Raw genomic sequence first — 19,138 nt, forward strand, 5'->3', positions numbered from 1 at the left:
AACGTTACCGTTGAAGTCGAACTGATCGTTCCAATCGCGATGGAAGAAAAGCTGCGCTTCGCTATCCGCGAAGGCGGCCGTACCGTCGGCGCTGGTATCGTTGCCTCGATCATCGAATAATTCTTTCCCGTAAGGGATGGATTGAGAGCCCCGCTGGAAACAGCGGGGCTTTTCTGTTTTGGGCATAACAGGGGAGCCGCACGATGCAATTTGTCGAAATCAGCGCATTTGCACCAACGGAGCGTGATGCGGTAACGGCGCTTATCGTCAAGATCCAGCAAGACGAGTTTGGCATTGCCATCACGGCGCAAGACCAGCCTGATCTCAGTGATATCCCTGGCTTCTATCAATCCGATGCAGGCGGTTTCTGGGTGGCGAAGCTCGACGGCGACATCGTTGGTACGATTGCCCTCAAGGATATTGGTGAGGGGCAGGGCGCCCTGCGCAAGATGTTCGTGGCGGAGCAGGCGCGGGGCAGGGAATTGGGTGTTGCGGCGAAGCTGCTCGGTCGACTGCTTGAGGAGGCAAGGCGCAGCGGCATTACACAAATCTACCTCGGCACGACGGACAAATTTCTGGCCGCTCATCGATTCTATGAAAAGAATGGCTTTGCCGAGGTGGCAAAAGAGACGCTGCCAAAGCGCTTCCCTGTGATGGCTGTTGATACAAAGTTCTATTGCATCTCCCTGAAATGATGTGTCTATCCGTGGTGACACGGGGGTTTGGGGTGCGAATCATTTGCTGGGAATGCTGAAGACTGTGATTCTGGCCGGGTTTCTGGTGGGGCCGGCCTTTGCGTCGCCAGTTGGTGCGCAAAGTTGCCCGGATCGACCGGCCTGCAAGGGCTGTGGTTGTAAAGGTGGCCCGGGTTATCGCGGGCCAGACGGCAGATGCGTTGGTTTCAAGGTGCTTCACAAGGTGTGCGGCAATCCGCCGGAGACGCGCTGCACATTTGAAAATGCGCCGGGCACTGGAGAGAACCGGGAATGCGCCCTGAAATCGGAACGAAAAAATAAGGGCTAGAGAGTTTTCCCGTTACTCTTTGCAGGAAAAAGAAAAAACACCCTTGCCATTCGTTTCAGGGCGTCTTAAAGAGCCGCATACCGATTACGGAGATGGAAACATCCACGGTTGATCGGACTGAAGGGGTATAGCTCAGTTGGTAGAGCGGCGGTCTCCAAAACCGCAGGTCATCGGTTCAAGCCCGGTTGCCCCTGCCATTTTCCAGCAATGACAAGCGCGTTTAATTTGCGGCATGTTGGCTGGAAGGGCCGGATGGGATTTCCGGTGGAGTTCATTGAATGTCGATTTCCTCTTGTTAAATTGAGAATCGGCGTTTATGTAGGGTAAAACAGACACGCGGTGCGTGGGGCTGATTTATCGGCTTTACGTGCCGTAATTGCGTGGGCAGTCAATGGCATCCAAAACCAATCCATTTGCGTTTCTTCAGCAGGTTCGCTCGGAAGCGTCAAAAATTACCTGGCCATCGCGCCGCGAGACCATGATTTCGACGGCCATGGTGCTCGTCATGGTTATTGTGGCTGCGCTTTTCTTTTTCGCAGCTGACCAACTCATCGGCTGGTTGCTTCGCCTTGTGCTGAGCGTCGGTCAGTAACGGATTTCCGGAGATAAAGATGGCAGCGCGCTGGTATATCGTTCACGCATATTCAAATTTTGAAAAGAAGGTCGCTGAGTCGATCGAGGAGAAGGCTCGCCAGAAGGGGCTTGAGCATCTCTTTGAAAAGATTCTCGTTCCGACTGAAAAGGTTGTTGAGGTTCGTCGCGGTCGCAAGGTCGATAGCGAACGCAAGTTCTTCCCAGGTTACGTGATGGTTCGCGCAAACCTGACGGATGAAGCTTACCACCTCATCAAGAATACCCCGAAGGTTACGGGTTTCCTGGGTTCGGACAACAAACCTGTCCCTATCCCTGATTCTGAAGCTGATCGTATTCTCGGTCAGGTTCAGGAGGGTGTAGAGCGTCCGAAGTCTTCGATCTCTTACGAGATTGGTGAGCAGGTTCGCGTCTCCGACGGTCCGTTCGCATCGTTTAACGGTGTTGTTCAGGACGTCGACGAAGAGCGTTCGCGTCTCAAGGTGGAAGTTTCTATTTTCGGCCGCGCTACGCCGGTCGAGCTGGAATACAGTCAGGTCGAGAAGGTCTGATTGGAAGAGCGAAAGCTCTAATCGCGTGGAAGACCTGCTGGCTCTAGCCGGGTCAGCATCGTACCACGCAACCGCAGCCGCCGGAGTTTCCGGCATATGAGCCGGGCAACCGGTTCGATTTGAAAGGCAGAGAGATATGGCTAAGAAAGTTGCAGGCCAGCTCAAGCTTCAGGTCAAGGCAGGATCGGCTAACCCGTCCCCGCCAATTGGTCCTGCGCTTGGTCAGCGTGGCATTAACATTATGGAATTCTGCAAGGCGTTCAACGCTGCTACGCAGGAAATGGAAAAGGGTATGCCGATTCCGGTCGTCATCACCTACTACCAGGACAAGTCCTTCACATTCGTGATGAAGCAGCCTCCTGTAACTTACTTCCTCAAGAAGGAAGCTAAGATTCAGTCCGGTTCCAAGACTCCGGGTAAGGGCGCAAAGGCTGGTTCCATCACCAAGGCTCAGGTCAAGACGATCGCAGAAGCCAAGATGAAGGATCTCAATGCTGCCGATATCGAAGGCGCAATGGCAATGGTTGAGGGCTCTGCCCGCGCCATGGGCCTGGAAGTGGTAGGTTGATCATGGCAAAGCTTGCAAAGCGCGTACAGAAGACACGCGAAGGCGTTGATGCTAACAAGCTCTACGTCCTCACCGACGCCATCTCGATGGTTAAGGAACGGGCTGTAGCCAAGTTCGACGAGACCGTTGAAGTTGCGATGAACCTCGGCGTTGACCCACGTCACGCTGACCAGATGGTTCGTGGTGTTGTCAACTTGCCAAACGGCACAGGCCGTGACGTTCGCGTTGCTGTTTTTGCTCGTGGTGCTAAGGCTGATGAAGCCAAGGCTGCTGGCGCTGACATCGTTGGTGCAGAAGACCTGCTCGAAATCGTTCAGGGCGGCAAGATCGACTTCGATCGTTGCATTGCCACTCCGGACATGATGCCGCTGGTCGGTCGCCTCGGTAAGGTTCTCGGCCCACGTGGCATGATGCCTAACCCGAAGGTTGGTACGGTTACGATGGATGTTGCTGGTGCCGTTAAGGCTTCCAAGGGCGGCGCTGTCGAGTTCCGTGTTGAGAAGGCTGGTATCGTCCATGCTGGTATCGGCAAGGCTTCCTTCGACGCCAAGGCTCTTGAAGAAAACATCAAGGCATTTGCTGACGCGGTCATCAAGGCCAAGCCTGCTGGTGCAAAGGGTAACTACGTCAAGCGCGTAGCGATCTCCTCGACCATGGGTCCTGGCGTTCGCATCGACCCGTCGTCGGTTACTGCATAATTTCGACAATCCCCGCATGGGGTTGTTATACAAGAATTTCCGGCCTCACCGGCCGGAAGTTTCCGGAGAAATCCGGAATTCCTGTCCGAGATTGTAGGTGGCCTTTTTCCTTTTCAGGAATTTGGCCTTAATCACGTTAACCTACATGAGACGGGTACGAGCCCGATTTTCGCATCCCTGTGGTGCTTAATAATCTGGTTTGAACCTGGTGTGCCTTGTGCCTTCAGCCTTCGGGTGAGAGAGCAGGGGGACAGGATCCTCGAGCGTCACTCGGGACTTTGATTTATCAAGGTTTCTTGGGGCAAAGGCAAACCCGATGGGGCCTGCATGATTGCGGTCCTGTCAACTGGAGACAGACAGTGGAAAGAGCGGAAAAACGCGAATTCGTCACGGAGCTGAACGAAGTCTTTAAGGCTTCCGGTTCGGTTGTCGTGGCCCACTATGCTGGCGTCACCGTTGCGCAGATGAACGACTTCCGTTCAAAAATGCGTGCTGCGGGCGGCACAGTTAAAGTCGCGAAGAACCGTCTGGCCAAGATCGCTCTTCAGGGTACGGAGTCAGAAGAGATCACTGATCTTTTCAAAGGACAGACGCTGATTGCATACAGCACTGATCCAATGATCGCTCCGAAAGTCGTCATGGACTTCGCAAAGACTAACGACAAGCTCGTTATTCTCGGCGGCGCCATGGGTGCAACCGCGCTCAACGCGGACGCAGTAAAGTCGCTTGCGACCCTGCCTTCGCTGGACGAGCTGCGCGCAAAGCTGCTGGGCCTTCTCAATGCCCCGGCAACTCGCGTTGCGACGGTTGTTGCAGCACCGGCAAGCCAGCTTGCCCGCGTGTTCTCGGCTTACTCAAAGAAGGACGAAGCCGCTTAAGGCGGTTTTTCGCTGTAAATATTCAAACCGGTTCAAACCGAATTAAAGGAACTAAAAAATGGCTGATCTCGCAAAGATCGTTGACGACCTCTCCGCATTGACCGTTCTGGAAGCTGCAGAACTGTCTAAGCTTCTCGAAGAAAAGTGGGGCGTTTCCGCTGCTGCTCCTGTAGCAGTTGCTGCTGCTGGTGGCGGTGCTGCTGCTGCTGCTCCTGAAGAAGAAAAGACAGAATTCGACGTTATCCTGGTTGACGCTGGCGCCAACAAGATCAACGTCATCAAGGAAGTCCGCGCTATCACAGGTCTCGGCCTGAAGGAAGCTAAGGACCTCGTTGAAGGTGCTCCTAAGGCTGTTAAGGAAGCTGTTTCCAAGGCAGAAGCTGCTGACCTCAAGAAGAAACTTGAGGATGCTGGCGCCAAGGTTGACGTTAAGTAATATCGGTACTACTTACGGGAGATGGCAAAAGCCGTCTCCCGTTTGCTGTTCCGCTGAAACCAATTACCCAAAAGCCGCGTGAAAATGGCTTTTGGGTAATGGGTTCTTCAAGAGAATAGTTTCGAACCGCGCTGTACAGGCAATCCGGCCTTACCGTTCGGGACGTGAAACGAGATTGATTATACCCATTAATTGACGGGATCGACTGGCCAGCGAACCCCGTCCGTTGCAGGCCCGGATGCAATTATTAAAGGAGCGACGATGGCTCAGACCCTTTCGTTTAACGGTCGCAGGCGCGTACGCAAGTTTTTCGGCAAAATTCCAGAAGTAGCGGAAATGCCAAACCTCATTGAGGTTCAGAAGGCTTCGTATGACCAATTTCTCATGGTTGACGAGCCTAAGGGCGGTCGTCCCGACGAGGGATTGAATGCTGTTTTCAAGTCTGTATTCCCAATCACAGACTTCTCAGGCGCATCCATGCTTGAATTCGTATCCTACGAATTCGAACAGCCAAAATTCGACACTGAAGAGTGCCGTCAGCGCGACCTGACCTACGCAGCGCCACTGAAGGTGACGCTGCGCCTCATCGTGTTTGATATTGACGAGGATACAGGCGCGAAGTCCATCAAGGACATCAAGGAACAGTCGGTTTACATGGGCGACATGCCGCTCATGACCAACAACGGTACGTTTATCGTCAACGGTACCGAGCGCGTTATCGTGTCTCAGATGCACCGTTCGCCGGGCGTCTTCTTCGATCACGACAAGGGCAAGAGCCACTCTTCCGGCAAGCTGTTGTTCGCTGCTCGCGTTATTCCTTACCGCGGTTCCTGGCTCGACATCGAATTCGATGCCAAGGATGTCGTTTACGCGCGTATCGACCGTCGCCGCAAGCTGCCTGTCACCTCGCTGCTGATGGCGCTCGGTATGGACGGCGAAGAAATTCTGTCGACGTTCTACACAAGCTCTGATTACAAGCGTGCAGGCGATGGCTGGCGTATTCCGTTCCAGCCTGAAGTGCTGAAGAACGCCAAGGTCATCACCGAAATGGTTGATGCCGACACCGGCGAAGTTGTTGTTGAAGCCGGCAAGAAGCTGACCCCGCGTCTGCTGCGTCAGCTGTCCGAGAAGGGCCTCAAGGCTCTCAAGGCAACCGACGAAGACCTTTATGGTAACTTCCTGGCCGAAGACATCGTCAACTACGCAACGGGTGAAATCTACCTCGAAGCTGGTGATGAAATCGACGAGAAGACCCTCGGCGTTATTCTGAACGCTGGCCTGGAAGAAATTGCGGTTCTCAACATCGACCACGTCAATGTTGGCGCCTACATCCGCAACACGCTTTCTGCCGACAAGAACGAGAACCGTCAGGACGCTCTGTTCGATATCTACCGCGTCATGCGTCCGGGCGAGCCGCCGACCATGGATTCGGCTGAAGCGATGTTCAACTCGCTGTTCTTCGATGCTGAGCGTTACGATCTTTCCGCAGTTGGCCGCGTGAAGATGAACATGCGTCTCGACCTCGATGCGGAAGACACCGTGCGTACACTGCGCAAGGAAGACATCCTGGCCGTGGTCAAGATGCTGGTCGAACTGCGTGACGGCAAGGGCGAAATCGACGACATCGACAACCTCGGCAACCGCCGTGTTCGTTCGGTCGGTGAATTGATGGAGAACCAGTACCGTCTGGGTCTGCTGCGCATGGAACGCGCGATCAAGGAACGTATGTCCTCGATCGAAATCGACACCGTGATGCCGCAGGATCTCATCAACGCAAAGCCAGCCGCTGCTGCCGTTCGCGAGTTCTTCGGTTCTTCGCAGCTGTCGCAGTTCATGGACCAGGTGAACCCGCTTTCGGAAATCACCCACAAGCGCCGTCTTTCGGCTCTTGGACCTGGTGGTCTGACCCGCGAGCGCGCAGGCTTTGAAGTCCGCGACGTTCACCCGACCCACTACGGTCGTATTTGCCCGATTGAAACGCCGGAAGGCCCGAACATCGGTCTGATCAACTCGCTGGCCACCTTTGCCCGCGTCAACAAGTACGGCTTCATCGAAAGCCCGTACCGCAAGATCGTTGAAGGCAAGGTGACAACAGACGTGATCTACCTCTCCGCTATGGAAGAGGCCAAGTATTACGTTGCGCAGGCTAACTCGTCGCTTGAAGCTGATGGTTCGTTCTCGGAAGAGTTCGTTGTTTGCCGTCACTCGGGCGAAGTTATGCTGGCGCCACGCGACAACATCAACCTGATGGACGTTTCGCCGAAGCAGCTCGTTTCGGTCGCTGCGGCTCTCATCCCGTTCCTGGAAAACGACGACGCCAACCGCGCTCTGATGGGCTCGAACATGCAGCGTCAGGCCGTTCCGCTCGTCCGTGCCGAGGCTCCGTTCGTCGGAACCGGTATGGAGCCGATCGTTGCCCGTGACTCCGGCGCTGCTATCGCAGCCCGTCGTGGCGGTGTAGTCGATCAGGTCGACGCGACCCGTATCGTTATCCGTGCAACGGAAGATCTCGATGCTGGCAAGTCCGGCGTTGACATCTATCGTCTGCAGAAATTCCAGCGTTCGAACCAGAACACCTGCATCAACCAGCGTCCGCTGGTGACTGTCGGTGACGTTCTGAACAAGGGTGACATCATCGCTGACGGTCCATCGACCGATCTCGGTGACCTAGCACTTGGCCGCAACGCGCTCGTCGCGTTCATGCCTTGGAACGGCTACAACTACGAAGACTCCATCCTGATGTCCGAACGCATCGTTTCCGACGACGTGTTCACCTCCATCCACATCGAAGAATTCGAAGTGATGGCCCGCGACACCAAGCTTGGTCCTGAAGAAATCACGCGCGATATTCCGAACGTTTCGGAAGAAGCCCTGAAGAACCTCGACGAAGCCGGTATCGTATACATCGGTGCGGAAGTTCAGCCTGGCGATATCCTGGTTGGCAAGATCACGCCGAAGGGTGAAAGCCCGATGACGCCGGAAGAAAAGCTTCTGCGCGCCATCTTTGGTGAAAAGGCGTCCGACGTTCGCGACACCTCCATGCGCATGCCTCCTGGCACGTTTGGTACGGTCGTTGAAGTACGCGTGTTCAACCGTCACGGCGTTGAAAAAGACGAACGTGCAATGGCTATCGAACGCGAAGAAATCGAACGTCTGGCCAAGGACCGTGACGACGAACAGGCTATCCTGGACCGTAACGTCTATGGCCGTCTGATCGACATGTTGCGTGGTCAGGTTTCGATCGCTGGACCGAAGGGCTTCAAGAAGGGCACCGAGCTTTCAAACCTCGTTGTTTCTGAATACCCGCGTTCGCAGTGGTGGATGTTTGCCGTTGAGGACGAGAAGGCCCAGGCCGAACTCGAAGCTCTGCGTGGCCAGTACGACGAATCCAAGTCGCGCCTTGAACAGCGCTTCATGGACAAGGTCGAAAAGGTTCAGCGTGGCGACGAAATGCCTCCAGGCGTCATGAAGATGGTCAAGGTCTTCGTTGCTGTTAAGCGCAAGATCCAGCCAGGCGACAAGATGGCCGGCCGTCACGGTAACAAGGGCGTTGTCTCGCGTATCGTGCCTGTTGAAGATATGCCGTTCCTGGAAGACGGTACGCATGTCGACATCTGCTTGAACCCGCTGGGCGTGCCATCGCGCATGAACGTTGGCCAGATTCTCGAAACGCACCTTGCATGGGCTTGCGCCGGTATGGGCAAGAAAATCGGCGAGATGCTGGATGAGTATCACAAGACGCTTGATATCACTGACCTGAAGCGCGAGCTGACGGAAGTGTATGCTTCTGATGCCAAGGATGAAGTCGCTTACTTCGACGACGAGTCCTTGCTCAGACTTGCCGAGCAGTCCAAGAAGGGCGTTTCGATTGCGACGCCGGTCTTCGACGGTGCGCATGAGCCTGACGTTGCTGAAATGCTTACCAGAGCTGGTCTGCACGACTCTGGCCAGTCGGTTCTCTATGATGGCCGTACAGGTGAGACGTTCGACCGTAAGGTGACCGTCGGCTACATGTACATGATCAAGCTGAACCACCTTGTCGATGACAAGATCCACGCTCGCTCGATCGGTCCATACTCGCTCGTCACCCAGCAGCCGCTTGGTGGTAAGGCGCAGTTCGGCGGACAGCGCTTCGGGGAAATGGAAGTCTGGGCACTGGAAGCTTACGGTGCAGCATACACCTTGCAGGAAATGCTCACCGTCAAGTCGGACGACGTGGCCGGCCGTACCAAGGTTTACGAAGCGATCGTCCGCGGCGACGACACCTTCGAAGCCGGTATTCCTGAGAGCTTCAACGTTCTCGTCAAGGAAATGCGGTCGCTCGGTCTGTCCGTTGAGCTGGAGAACTCCAAGCTCGAGGCCCAGGAAGGCTCCGAACTGCCTGACGCGGCGGAATAAAGATGACCAAGGCAGGCGCCGAAAGCGGCGCCTGCCGGTTTCTTCCAAAAGGGCATTGCCCTTAGGCGGATAGTTTCGCCGCATTTCGCGGTTAATCGTGTTTTAGGCACTGACCAGTTATCCCGGGAACGACTGGTCCAGATGCAAACAGAGGCGACAACAAGCCTCTCAAGGAGACAAGGCATGAACCAAGAGGTCATGAATCTGTTCAATCCTCAGGTGCCAGCGCAGCATTTCGATTCCATCCGGATTTCGATTGCGTCGCCTGAGAAGATCCTCTCCTGGTCCTATGGCGAAATCAAAAAGCCAGAGACCATCAACTATCGTACCTTCAAGCCGGAACGCGACGGTCTTTTCTGCGCGCGTATTTTCGGACCGATCAAGGACTACGAATGCTTGTGCGGCAAGTACAAGCGCATGAAGTACAAGGGCATCATCTGCGAAAAGTGCGGCGTCGAAGTTACGCTGTCGCGCGTTCGCCGTGAGCGCATGGGCCATATCGAACTGGCAGCACCTGTTGCCCACATCTGGTTCCTGAAGTCGCTTCCTTCGCGTATCTCGACATTGCTCGACATGACGCTGAAAGATGTTGAGCGCGTTCTGTACTTCGAAAACTACATCGTGACCGAGCCAGGCCTGACTTCTCTGAAGCAGAACCAGCTTCTGTCCGAAGAAGAGTACATGATTGCCGTCGACGAGTTCGGCGAAGATCAGTTCACCGCCATGATCGGCGCTGAAGCCATCTATGAAATGCTGGCTTCGATGAACCTCGAGAAGATCGCTGGCGATCTGCGCGTTGAGCTTGCCGAAACCACTTCGGACCTCAAGCAGAAGAAGCTGATGAAGCGTCTCAAGATCGTTGAGAACTTCATGGAGTCAGGCAATCGTCCCGAGTGGATGATCATGAAGGTTGTTCCAGTTATTCCTCCGGACCTGCGTCCGCTGGTTCCGCTGGATGGTGGCCGTTTTGCGACCTCCGACCTGAACGATCTGTATCGCCGCGTTATCAACCGTAACAACCGTCTGAAGCGTCTGATTGAGCTTCGTGCGCCGGGTATCATTATCCGTAACGAAAAGCGCATGTTGCAGGAATCTGTCGATGCGTTGTTCGACAACGGTCGTCGCGGTCGCGTCATCACCGGTGCCAACAAGCGTCCGCTGAAGTCGCTGTCCGACATGCTCAAGGGCAAGCAGGGCCGCTTCCGTCAGAACCTTCTCGGTAAGCGCGTCGACTATTCCGGTCGTTCGGTTATCGTGACCGGTCCTGAACTGAAGCTGCACCAGTGCGGCCTGCCGAAGAAGATGGCGCTCGAGCTGTTCAAGCCGTTCATCTACGCCCGTCTCGACGCAAAGGGTTACTCCTCGACCGTCAAGCAGGCCAAGAAGCTGGTTGAAAAGGAAAAGCCAGAAGTTTGGGATATCCTCGACGAGGTTATCCGCGAGCATCCGGTTCTCCTGAACCGCGCACCGACGCTGCACCGTCTGGGTATCCAGGCCTTCGAACCAATGCTGGTTGAAGGCAAGGCCATTCAGCTGCACCCGCTCGTCTGCACGGCCTTCAACGCCGACTTCGACGGTGACCAGATGGCTGTTCACGTTCCGCTTTCTCTGGAAGCGCAGCTTGAAGCCCGCGTTCTGATGATGTCGACCAACAACATTCTGCATCCGGCAAACGGTCACCCGATTATCGTTCCTTCGCAGGACATGGTTCTCGGCCTGTACTACCTGTCGATCATGAACCAGAATGAGCCGGGCGAAGGCATGGCCTTCTCCGACATCGGCGAACTGCATCACGCCCTTGAAAACAAGGTTGTGACGCTGCACTCGAAAATTCGCGGTCGCTTCAAGACCGTTGATGCCGATGGCAAGCCGGTTTCGAAGATCCATGAAACAACGCCTGGCCGTATGTTGATTGGTGAATTGCTGCCGAAGAATGTCAACGTGCCATTCGACACCTGCAACCAGGAAATGACCAAGAAGAACATCTCCAAGATGATCGACACGGTCTACCGTCATTGCGGTCAGAAAGACACGGTCATTTTCTGCGACCGCATCATGCAGCTCGGCTTCTCCCATGCTTGCCGCGCCGGCATTTCGTTCGGCAAGGACGACATGGTCATCCCGGACACCAAGGTGAAAATCGTTGGTGAAACGGAAGCCTTGGTGAAGGAATACGAACAGCAGTACAATGATGGTCTCATCACCCAGGGCGAAAAGTACAACAAGGTTGTTGACGCTTGGGGCAAGGCTACCGAAAAGGTTGCCGAAGAGATGATGGCTCGCATTAAGGCTGTGGAGTTCGATCCGGAAACTGGTCGCCAGAAGCCAATGAACTCCATCTATATGATGTCGCACTCCGGCGCCCGTGGTTCGCCAAGCCAGATGCGTCAGCTCGGTGGTATGCGCGGTCTGATGGCCAAGCCTTCGGGCGAAATCATCGAAACGCCGATCATTTCGAACTTTAAGGAAGGCCTGACCGTGAACGAGTACTTCAACTCGACACACGGTGCCCGTAAGGGTCTTGCAGATACGGCCTTGAAGACGGCTAACTCCGGTTACCTGACACGTCGTCTCGTTGACGTCGCGCAGGACTGCATCGTCAACTCCAACGATTGCGGCACCGACAAGGGCCTGACAATGACTGCCATCGTCGATGCCGGTCAGATTGTTGCCTCGCTCGGCGCACGTATTCTTGGTCGTACGGCTCTCGACGACATCGACAACCCGGTCACTGGCGAGAACATCGTCAAGGCTGGCAAGCTGATCGACGAAGCTGAAGTGGCAATCATCGAAAAGGCTGGCATCCAGTCCGTTCGTATCCGTTCGGCTCTGACCTGCGAAATCCAGGTTGGCGTTTGCGGCGTTTGCTACGGTCGTGACCTTGCACGCGGTACTCCTGTTAACATGGGCGAAGCAGTGGGCGTTATCGCTGCTCAGTCCATCGGTGAGCCGGGCACCCAGCTGACCATGCGTACGTTCCACCTTGGTGGTACTGCGAACGTGGTTGACCAGTCGTTCCTTGAAGCGTCGTACGAAGGTACGATCCAGATCAAGAACCGCAACATGCTGCGCAACTCTGAAGGCGTCCTCATCGCGATGGGCCGTAACATGGCCATCACCATTCTCGATGAGCGTGGCGTTGAACGTTCTTCGCAGCGCGTTGCATACGGTTCGAAGATCTTCGTGGATGACGGTGACAAGGTTAAGCGCGGTCAGCGTTTCGCCGAATGGGACCCGTACACACGCCCAATGATGACGGAAGTCGAAGGTACTGTTCAGTTCGAAGACCTGGTCGATGGTCTTTCGGTTCTGGAAGCAACCGACGAATCCACCGGTATCACCAAGCGTCAGGTTATTGACTGGCGTTCGACACCTCGCGGTTCGGACCTCAAGCCTGCCATCGTTATCAAGGATGCTTCTGGCAACATTGCCAAGCTTTCTCGTGGTGGTGAAGCCCGCTTCCTGCTGTCGGTTGACGCAATTCTGTCCGTAGAACCGGGCACGAAGGTTTCCCAGGGTGATGTGCTTGCACGTTCGCCAATGGAAAGCGCCAAGACCAAGGACATCACGGGTGGTCTGCCACGCGTTGCTGAACTGTTCGAAGCCCGTCGTCCAAAGGACCACGCTATCATCGCCGAAATCGATGGTACGATCCGTCTGGGCCGCGACTACAAGAACAAGCGTCGCGTCATCATCGAGCCTGCTGAAGATGGTGTAGAGCCAGTCGAATACCTGATCCCGAAGGGCAAGCCCTTCCACCTTCAGGAAGGCGACTATATCGAAAAGGGTGACTACATCCTCGACGGTAACCCAGCTCCGCACGACATTCTGGCGATCAAGGGTGTAGAGGCTCTGGCTTCCTACCTCGTGAACGAAATCCAGGAAGTCTATCGTCTGCAGGGCGTTGTCATCAACGACAAGCACATCGAAGTGATCGTTCGCCAGATGCTGCAGAAGGTTGAAATCACGGATGCTGGTGACAGCCAGTACATCGTGGGCGACAATGTCGACCGCATCGAAATGGACGACATGAATGATCGTCTGATCGAGGAAGGCAAGAAGCCTGCCTACGGCGAACCAGTTCTTCTGGGTATCACCAAGGCATCGCTGCAGACGCCGTCCTTCATCTCGGCTGCTTCGTTCCAGGAAACCACAAAGGTTCTCACGGAAGCTGCAATCGCCGGCAAGATGGACACGCTGCAGGGTCTGAAGGAAAACGTTATCGTCGGTCGCCTTATCCCGGCCGGTACGGGCGGTACCATGACCCAGATCCGCCGCATCGCGACGACACGCGACGAGCTGATCATCGAAGAGCGCAAGAAGTCCACTGGTTCGGATTCCGCAACGCAGATGTTGCGCGACATGACCAAGGACGAAACGGTTCCTGCCGGCGAGTAATTCGCTCCGGGTGTCGTGCATCATTTCGGTGCACGATACCTGCTTCGGATAGATGGTCTAATGGGTGCCAATTTGCCGCACCCTCCAGAATTGACAAACCTAAACGCCCGAAGAAATTCGGGCGTTTTTGCGTTTGGTGGCCTCTTGCCGTTGATCCATCGCAAAGGACCAGTTTTTATTTATTCTAATTTTAATCCGTTCACAGGACGCAGATCTTCCCAACCAGGAGCCCGCAAGGGCAGGGGATTTGCCTCCCAACTGAAGGGCCGGCCCTGTTGCTTAAAACCAGGAAGGCAGGGTCGGCGAACGGAGGCTGTTATGAGAAAATTTCTATACACATTGGCTGCCGGAGTTTTGGCAACCACGGCTGTTTATGCGGCGGACCCGGTTCCGGCCGAGTTGCGGCAAAGCGCACTTGCGATATTCAGGCCGCTGCCCTCAACCATTCCAGCGGTCAAGGACAACCCGATCACAGCAGAGAAGATAGCGCTCGGCAAGGCACTGTTCTTTGATCCGCGCATGTCGGCCTCGGGGGTGTTTTCATGCAACTCATGCCACAATGTCGGAACCGGTGGTGACGACAACCTCGAGACGTCGATCGGCCACGGATGGCAGAAGGGACCGCGCAATTCACCGACCGTGTTCAATGCGGTGTTCAACGTTGCACAGTTCTGGGATGGTCGTGCGGATGACCTGAAGGCGCAGGCGAAAGGGCCGGTACAGGCCGGTGTAGAGATGGCCAACACGCCGGTGCAGGTGGTCGCGACGCTCAATTCGATGCCGCAATATGTCGCGTGGTTCAAGACGGCATTCCCCGGAGAGGACGACCCGGTTACCTTCGATAATTTCGCCAAGGCTATTGAAGCCTTTGAAGCCACGCTGATCACGCCGGCACCCTTCGATGCCTATCTGAATGGGGATGAGAATGCACTGGCGCTGGAGGCAAGACAGGGCCTGCAGCTGTTCATGGACAAGGGCTGTGCCTCGTGCCACGGCGGCATTAATGTCGGCGGGGAAGGGTACTATCCATTCGGTCTGGTGGAGAAGCCAGGTGCCGATGTTTTGCCTGAAAATGACAAAGGCCGCTTTGCGGTGACAAACACGGCTGATGACTCATATGTGTTCCGTGCTGCACCACTTCGCAATGTGGCGCTGACCGCGCCTTATTTCCATTCGGGCAAGGTTTGGGACCTGAAGCAGACGGTGGCGGTGATGGGCACTGCGCAGCTGGGCGAGGAGCTGAATGATCAGGATGTCGATCTGATCGTGGCGTTTCTGGGATCGCTGACCGGCAAGGCTCCCGACATCATCTATCCGATCCTGCCGGCTGAAACGGCCACTACACCGAAGCCAACGGCCAATATCAGCAACTGATACGACTTGTTTAAAAAAAGAAAACCGCCTGGTGACAGGCGGTTTGTCTGTTTTGGCTATAAGGGTTATGCGAAGCGGATAATGGCGACTTCGCCTTCCAGCGCGCCCTGATAGGCCGAGGCATGCGGCTCTTCGTCGGGGATCTCCGTCAGCATGCCGATCTGGTCGAGGTCGGCCTCGAGGAAACCTTCCTCCGAAAGTGCATTCAGCGTGTCGCGGACGGCTGTGTCATCATCGGGTGCACGCAGGATCACGTGGATGTCGATGCCTTCGTCGCCATCCCGTTCATAAGCCTTGCCTATGACGATGAATACCATGGGGTCAACCGATCCGTTGTCGTTATCATTATGGGGGAGGGTCATGGTGTTCTCCTTGCTCCTGAAGGCCGTTTTTTTTGCTGTGTGCTTACGAACAGCCACGGTGATGGTGTCACCAAGCGTCGTTTGAAGAATCAATAGACGGCTTTGGTATAAAGCCCAATACGGAATACGTGTTTTGGCCGATATATTGATGAAACAGATTAACAGCAGCGGTAAATATGCTAAACGAAGGCCCGAGAAGGCCGGTGCTGCGGGACAAAATGTGGATTCACCCTTGACGAAGTAGGGGTAAAACAGTAGTACGCCGCCCATCGGAACCTGTATGAGGTTTGGCCGTTCGGAATGACTCGTTCCGGATATCTGCTCAAACTGGGTCCAACGCACGTTGAAGACACGAATGCTGCACGCACGACGTAGCGATACGTCCTCTGCCTTTGTGGTCCATCCGATCATTCGGATTGGGCCACGTTTTGCGCATGAAGTATAGCGTGTGCCACCGCCGGAAACGGCATAACGTCGGCCCGAGAGGGCGATAGATACTAAGGGATGGTTGTATGCCTACCGTAAACCAGCTTATCCGCAAGCCACGCCAGGCACAGGTAAAGCGTAATAAGGTTCCTGCTCTGCAGGAAAACCCACAGAAGCGCGGCGTTTGCACACGCGTTTACACGACGACCCCTAAGAAGCCTAACTCGGCTCTTCGTAAGGTTGCCAAGATCCGTCTGACGAATGGCTTCGAAGTCATCGGCTACATTCCTGGTGAAGGCCACAACCTTCAGGAACACTCTGTAGTCATGATCCGCGGCGGCCGCGTAAAGGACTTGCCAGGTGTTCGTTACCACATCATCCGCGGCGTTCTCGATACGCAGGGTGTAAAGAACCGTAAGCAGCGCCGCTCCAAGTACGGTGCGAAGCGTCCGAAGTAATTCGGCAATTAAAAAATTCGGCGCTGCGCGAGGTTCTCCGCGTGGTTGAGCGTCAATAACATTTGAGAGACAAACAGTATGTCCCGTCGCCATAGTGCAGAAAAGCGTGAGATCAACCCGGATCCAAAGTTCGGCGATCTGATCGTCACCAAGTTCATGAATGCTATCATGCTTCATGGCAAGAAGTCCGTTGCTGAAAGCATCGTTTACGGCGCATTCGACGCCGTTCAGGGCAAGACGAAGCAGGAGCCGCTCGGCGTGTTCCATTCGGCCCTCGATAACGTTGCTCCGCACGTTGAAGTTCGTTCTCGCCGCGTTGGTGGTGCGACATACCAGGTTCCTGTTGATGTTCGTCCTGAGCGTCGTCAGGCCCTCGCAATCCGCTGGCTGATCGCTGCTGCTCGTAAGCGCAACGAAACAACCATGGTCGATCGCCTGTCCGGCGAACTCATGGATGCTGCGAACAACCGCGGTTCGGCTGTCAAGAAGCGTGAAGACACGCACAAGATGGCTGACGCTAACCGCGCATTCTCGCATTACCGTTGGTAATCTAACCGATCCGAAAGGCAGTCCGTTATGGCTCGCGAATATAAAATCGAAGACTACCGCAATTTCGGTATCATGGCGCACATCGACGCCGGCAAGACGACCACAACCGAGCGTATTCTTTACTACACCGGTAAGTCGCACAAGATCGGCGAAGTTCATGATGGCGCTGCCACGATGGACTGGATGGAACAGGAGCAGGAGCGTGGTATCACCATCACTTCTGCTGCTACCACGACCTTCTGGAAGGGTCGCGATGGCAAGATGCGTCGTTTCAACATCATCGACACCCCCGGCCACGTTGACTTCACGATTGAAGTTGAGCGTTCGCTGCGTGTACTCGACGGTGCTATTGCTCTGCTCGACGCCAACGCTGGTGTAGAGCCGCAGACTGAAACCGTATGGCGTCAGGCTGAGAAGTACAACGTTCCGCGTATGATCTTCTGCAACAAGATGGACAAGACCGGTGCTGACTTCTACCGCTCGGTAGAAATGATCAAGACCCGTCTCGGCGCGACAGCTGTTGTCATGCAGTTGCCAATCGGTGCAGAAACCGAATTCAAGGGCGTGATCGATCTCATCGAAATGAACGCTCTCGTATGGCGCGACGAATCGCTCGGCGCTCAGTGGGACGTTGTTGAGATCCCAGAAGATATGAAGGCTAAGGCTGAAGAATATCGCGAGAAGCTGATCGAGACTGTTGTCGAGATCGACGAAGAAGCAATGGAAGCTTACCTCGAAGGTAACTACCCAGACAACGACAAGATTCGTGCTCTCGTTCGTCGCGGCACCATCGACGTGAAGTTCCACCCGATGTTCTGCGGTACTGCGTTCAAGAACAAGGGCGTTCAGCCGCTTCTCGACGCTGTTGTTGAATACCTGCCTTCTCCGCTGGACATTCCTGCGATCAAGGGCATCGACTTCAAGACCGAAGCTGAAATCGAGCGTCACGCTGATGATTCCGAGCCGCTTTCCATGCTCGCGTTCAAGATCATGAACGACCCATTCGTTGGTTCGCTCACCTTCGCACGTATCTACTCGGGCAAGCTCGAAAAGGGCACATCTGTAATCAACACGGTCAAGGACAAGCGTGAGCGCGTCGGCCGTATGCTTCAGATGCACTCCAACAGCCGTGAAGACATCGAAGAAGCCTTTGCTGGCGACATCGTTGCTCTGGCTGGCCTCAAGGAAACCACAACGGGCGACACGCTTTGCGATCCGTTGAAGCCGGTTATCCTTGAGCGCATGGAATTCCCTGAGCCGGTTATCCAGATCGCGATCGAACCGAAGACCAAGGGCGACCAGGAAAAGATGGGCCTCGCGCTCAACCGACTGGCTGCTGAAGATCCTTCGTTCCGCGTCAAGACTGACGAAGAATCCGGTCAGACAATCATCGCTGGCATGGGCGAACTTCACCTCGACATTCTCGTTGACCGTATGCGTCGCGAGTTCAAGGTCGAAGCGACCGTTGGTGCTCCGCAGGTTGCTTACCGTGAAACGATCACGAAGCTGCACGAAGAAGATTACACACACAAGAAGCAGTCCGGTGGTACCGGCCAGTTCGCTCGTGTGAAGATCATCTTCGAACCGAACCCAGAAGGCGAAGACTTCAAGTTCGAGTCCAAGATCGTTGGTGGTGCTGTTCCAAAGGAATACATCCCAGGCGTTCAGAAGGGTATCGAAAGCGTTCTGTCTTCCGGTCCTCTGGCTGGCTTCCCGATGCTGGGTGTCAAGGCAACTCTCATCGATGGTGCATACCATGATGTTGACTCGTCTGTTCTGGCGTTCGAAATCGCATCGCGTGCTTGCTTCCGTGAAGCAGCGAAGAAGGCTGGTGCACAGCTTCTCGAGCCGATGATGAAGGTCGAAGTTGTTACCCCAGAAGATTACGTCGGTGACGTTATCGGCGATCTGAACTCGCGTCGCGGTCAGATCCAGGGTCAGGAATCGCGTGGCATCACGATCGTAATCAGCGCGCATGTTCCTCTTGCGAACATGTTCAAGTACGTCGACAACCTTCGCTCCATGTCGCAGGGTCGCGCACAGTACTCGATGACGTTCGATCACTATTCGCCTGTTCCAAGCAACGTAGCTGCTGAAATCCAGGCAAAGTATTCCGGTCAGAAGTGACCGGAATACCCACACAAAAATTTTAAGGTTTATTCCCTTTCAGGGATAAGAATGGAGAGCCAATAATGGCAAAGAGCAAGTTTGAGCGCAATAAGCCTCACGTTAACATCGGCACGATCGGTCACGTTGACCACGGCAAGACATCGTTGACGGCCGCAATCACCAAGTACTTCGGCGAGTTCAAGGCGTATGACCAAATCGACGCCGCTCCTGAAGAAAAGGCTCGTGGTATCACCATTTCGACAGCCCACGTTGAGTATGAGACGCCTAACCGTCACTACGCACACGTTGACTGCCCCGG

15 protein-coding genes, 1 tRNA gene and 1 pseudogene are annotated in these 19,138 nt (G+C 55.0%); 16 read left to right on the top strand and 1 reads right to left on the bottom strand.

Features of this window, described 5'->3' with window-relative positions; genetic code table 11:
• The 12 genes and pseudogenes from tuf to M2418_RS25605 all read left to right on the top strand — a co-directional run.
• Positions 1 to 120 (top strand): annotated as a pseudogene (gene tuf / locus M2418_RS25550) (elongation factor Tu); the annotation flags it as partial.
• 83 nt (positions 121 to 203) lie between these two features.
• The gene (locus M2418_RS25555) at positions 204 to 695 is read left to right on the top strand and encodes a GNAT family N-acetyltransferase (RefSeq protein WP_259149855.1); all 492 of its coding nucleotides are present in this window, start codon (positions 204 to 206) and stop codon (positions 693 to 695) included.
• Between the two features lie 449 nt (positions 696 to 1,144).
• A tRNA-Trp gene (locus tag M2418_RS25560) sits at positions 1,145 to 1,220 on the top strand.
• A 194-nt stretch (positions 1,221 to 1,414) separates the two neighbouring features.
• A complete protein-coding gene (secE, locus tag M2418_RS25565; protein ID WP_192488620.1) occupies positions 1,415 to 1,615 on the top strand; it encodes a preprotein translocase subunit SecE in 201 nt (66 codons plus the stop codon).
• A gap of 19 nt (positions 1,616 to 1,634) precedes the next feature.
• Positions 1,635 to 2,165 carry a transcription termination/antitermination protein NusG gene (gene nusG / locus M2418_RS25570; RefSeq protein ID WP_192488621.1) on the top strand — a complete coding sequence of 177 codons (531 nt, stop codon included), beginning with the start codon at positions 1,635 to 1,637 and terminating at the stop codon, positions 2,163 to 2,165.
• A 136-nt stretch (positions 2,166 to 2,301) separates the two neighbouring features.
• On the top strand, positions 2,302 to 2,733 hold the full coding sequence (gene rplK, locus M2418_RS25575) for a 50S ribosomal protein L11 (protein ID WP_138790887.1): 432 nt from the start codon (positions 2,302 to 2,304) through the stop codon (positions 2,731 to 2,733).
• A 2-nt stretch (positions 2,734 to 2,735) separates the two neighbouring features.
• Positions 2,736 to 3,431: a 50S ribosomal protein L1 gene (gene rplA / locus M2418_RS25580; protein ID WP_192488622.1), complete on the top strand. Its 696-nt coding sequence runs from the start codon at positions 2,736 to 2,738 to the stop codon at positions 3,429 to 3,431.
• A gap of 359 nt (positions 3,432 to 3,790) precedes the next feature.
• A complete protein-coding gene (gene rplJ, locus M2418_RS25585; protein ID WP_192488623.1) occupies positions 3,791 to 4,309 on the top strand; it encodes a 50S ribosomal protein L10 in 519 nt (172 codons plus the stop codon).
• A 58-nt stretch (positions 4,310 to 4,367) separates the two neighbouring features.
• Positions 4,368 to 4,745 carry a 50S ribosomal protein L7/L12 gene (rplL, locus tag M2418_RS25590; protein WP_192488624.1) on the top strand — a complete coding sequence of 126 codons (378 nt, stop codon included), beginning with the start codon at positions 4,368 to 4,370 and terminating at the stop codon, positions 4,743 to 4,745.
• 261 nt (positions 4,746 to 5,006) lie between these two features.
• Positions 5,007 to 9,143, top strand: a complete 4,137-nt coding sequence (gene rpoB / locus M2418_RS25595; RefSeq protein ID WP_259149856.1) for a DNA-directed RNA polymerase subunit beta — start codon at positions 5,007 to 5,009, stop codon at positions 9,141 to 9,143.
• 183 nt (positions 9,144 to 9,326) lie between these two features.
• Positions 9,327 to 13,541 (top strand): DNA-directed RNA polymerase subunit beta', encoded by a 4,215-nt coding sequence (gene rpoC, locus M2418_RS25600; RefSeq protein ID WP_192488626.1) that lies wholly within the window; start codon positions 9,327 to 9,329, stop codon positions 13,539 to 13,541.
• A gap of 318 nt (positions 13,542 to 13,859) precedes the next feature.
• A complete protein-coding gene (locus tag M2418_RS25605) occupies positions 13,860 to 14,915 on the top strand; it encodes a cytochrome-c peroxidase (protein WP_259149857.1) in 1,056 nt (351 codons plus the stop codon).
• A gap of 65 nt (positions 14,916 to 14,980) precedes the next feature.
• Here M2418_RS25605 and M2418_RS25610 read toward each other — a convergent pair whose 3' ends face one another.
• Positions 14,981 to 15,277: a transcriptional regulator gene (locus tag M2418_RS25610; protein WP_192488628.1), complete on the bottom strand. Its 297-nt coding sequence runs from the start codon at positions 15,275 to 15,277 to the stop codon at positions 14,981 to 14,983.
• Between the two features lie 512 nt (positions 15,278 to 15,789).
• Between M2418_RS25610 and rpsL the strand changes: the two genes are divergently transcribed.
• From rpsL to M2418_RS25630, 4 genes are all read left to right on the top strand, one after another.
• Entirely contained in the window at positions 15,790 to 16,161 is a 372-nt protein-coding gene (gene rpsL, locus M2418_RS25615; RefSeq protein ID WP_003507760.1) for a 30S ribosomal protein S12, read from the top strand.
• Between the two features lie 78 nt (positions 16,162 to 16,239).
• Positions 16,240 to 16,710, top strand: a complete 471-nt coding sequence (rpsG, locus tag M2418_RS25620; RefSeq protein WP_192488629.1) for a 30S ribosomal protein S7 — start codon at positions 16,240 to 16,242, stop codon at positions 16,708 to 16,710.
• 27 nt (positions 16,711 to 16,737) lie between these two features.
• Positions 16,738 to 18,837 (top strand): elongation factor G, encoded by a 2,100-nt coding sequence (fusA, locus tag M2418_RS25625; RefSeq protein ID WP_192488630.1) that lies wholly within the window; start codon positions 16,738 to 16,740, stop codon positions 18,835 to 18,837.
• Positions 18,838 to 18,902: 65 nt separating this feature from the next.
• The coding region (locus tag M2418_RS25630) for a GTP-binding protein (protein WP_246781761.1) at positions 18,903 to 19,138 on the top strand (236 nt) is incomplete at its 3' end.

Origin of the sequence: Rhizobium sp. BIGb0125, from assembly GCF_024810055.1 — a bacterium.
Taxonomy (GTDB): domain Bacteria; phylum Pseudomonadota; class Alphaproteobacteria; order Rhizobiales; family Rhizobiaceae; genus Agrobacterium.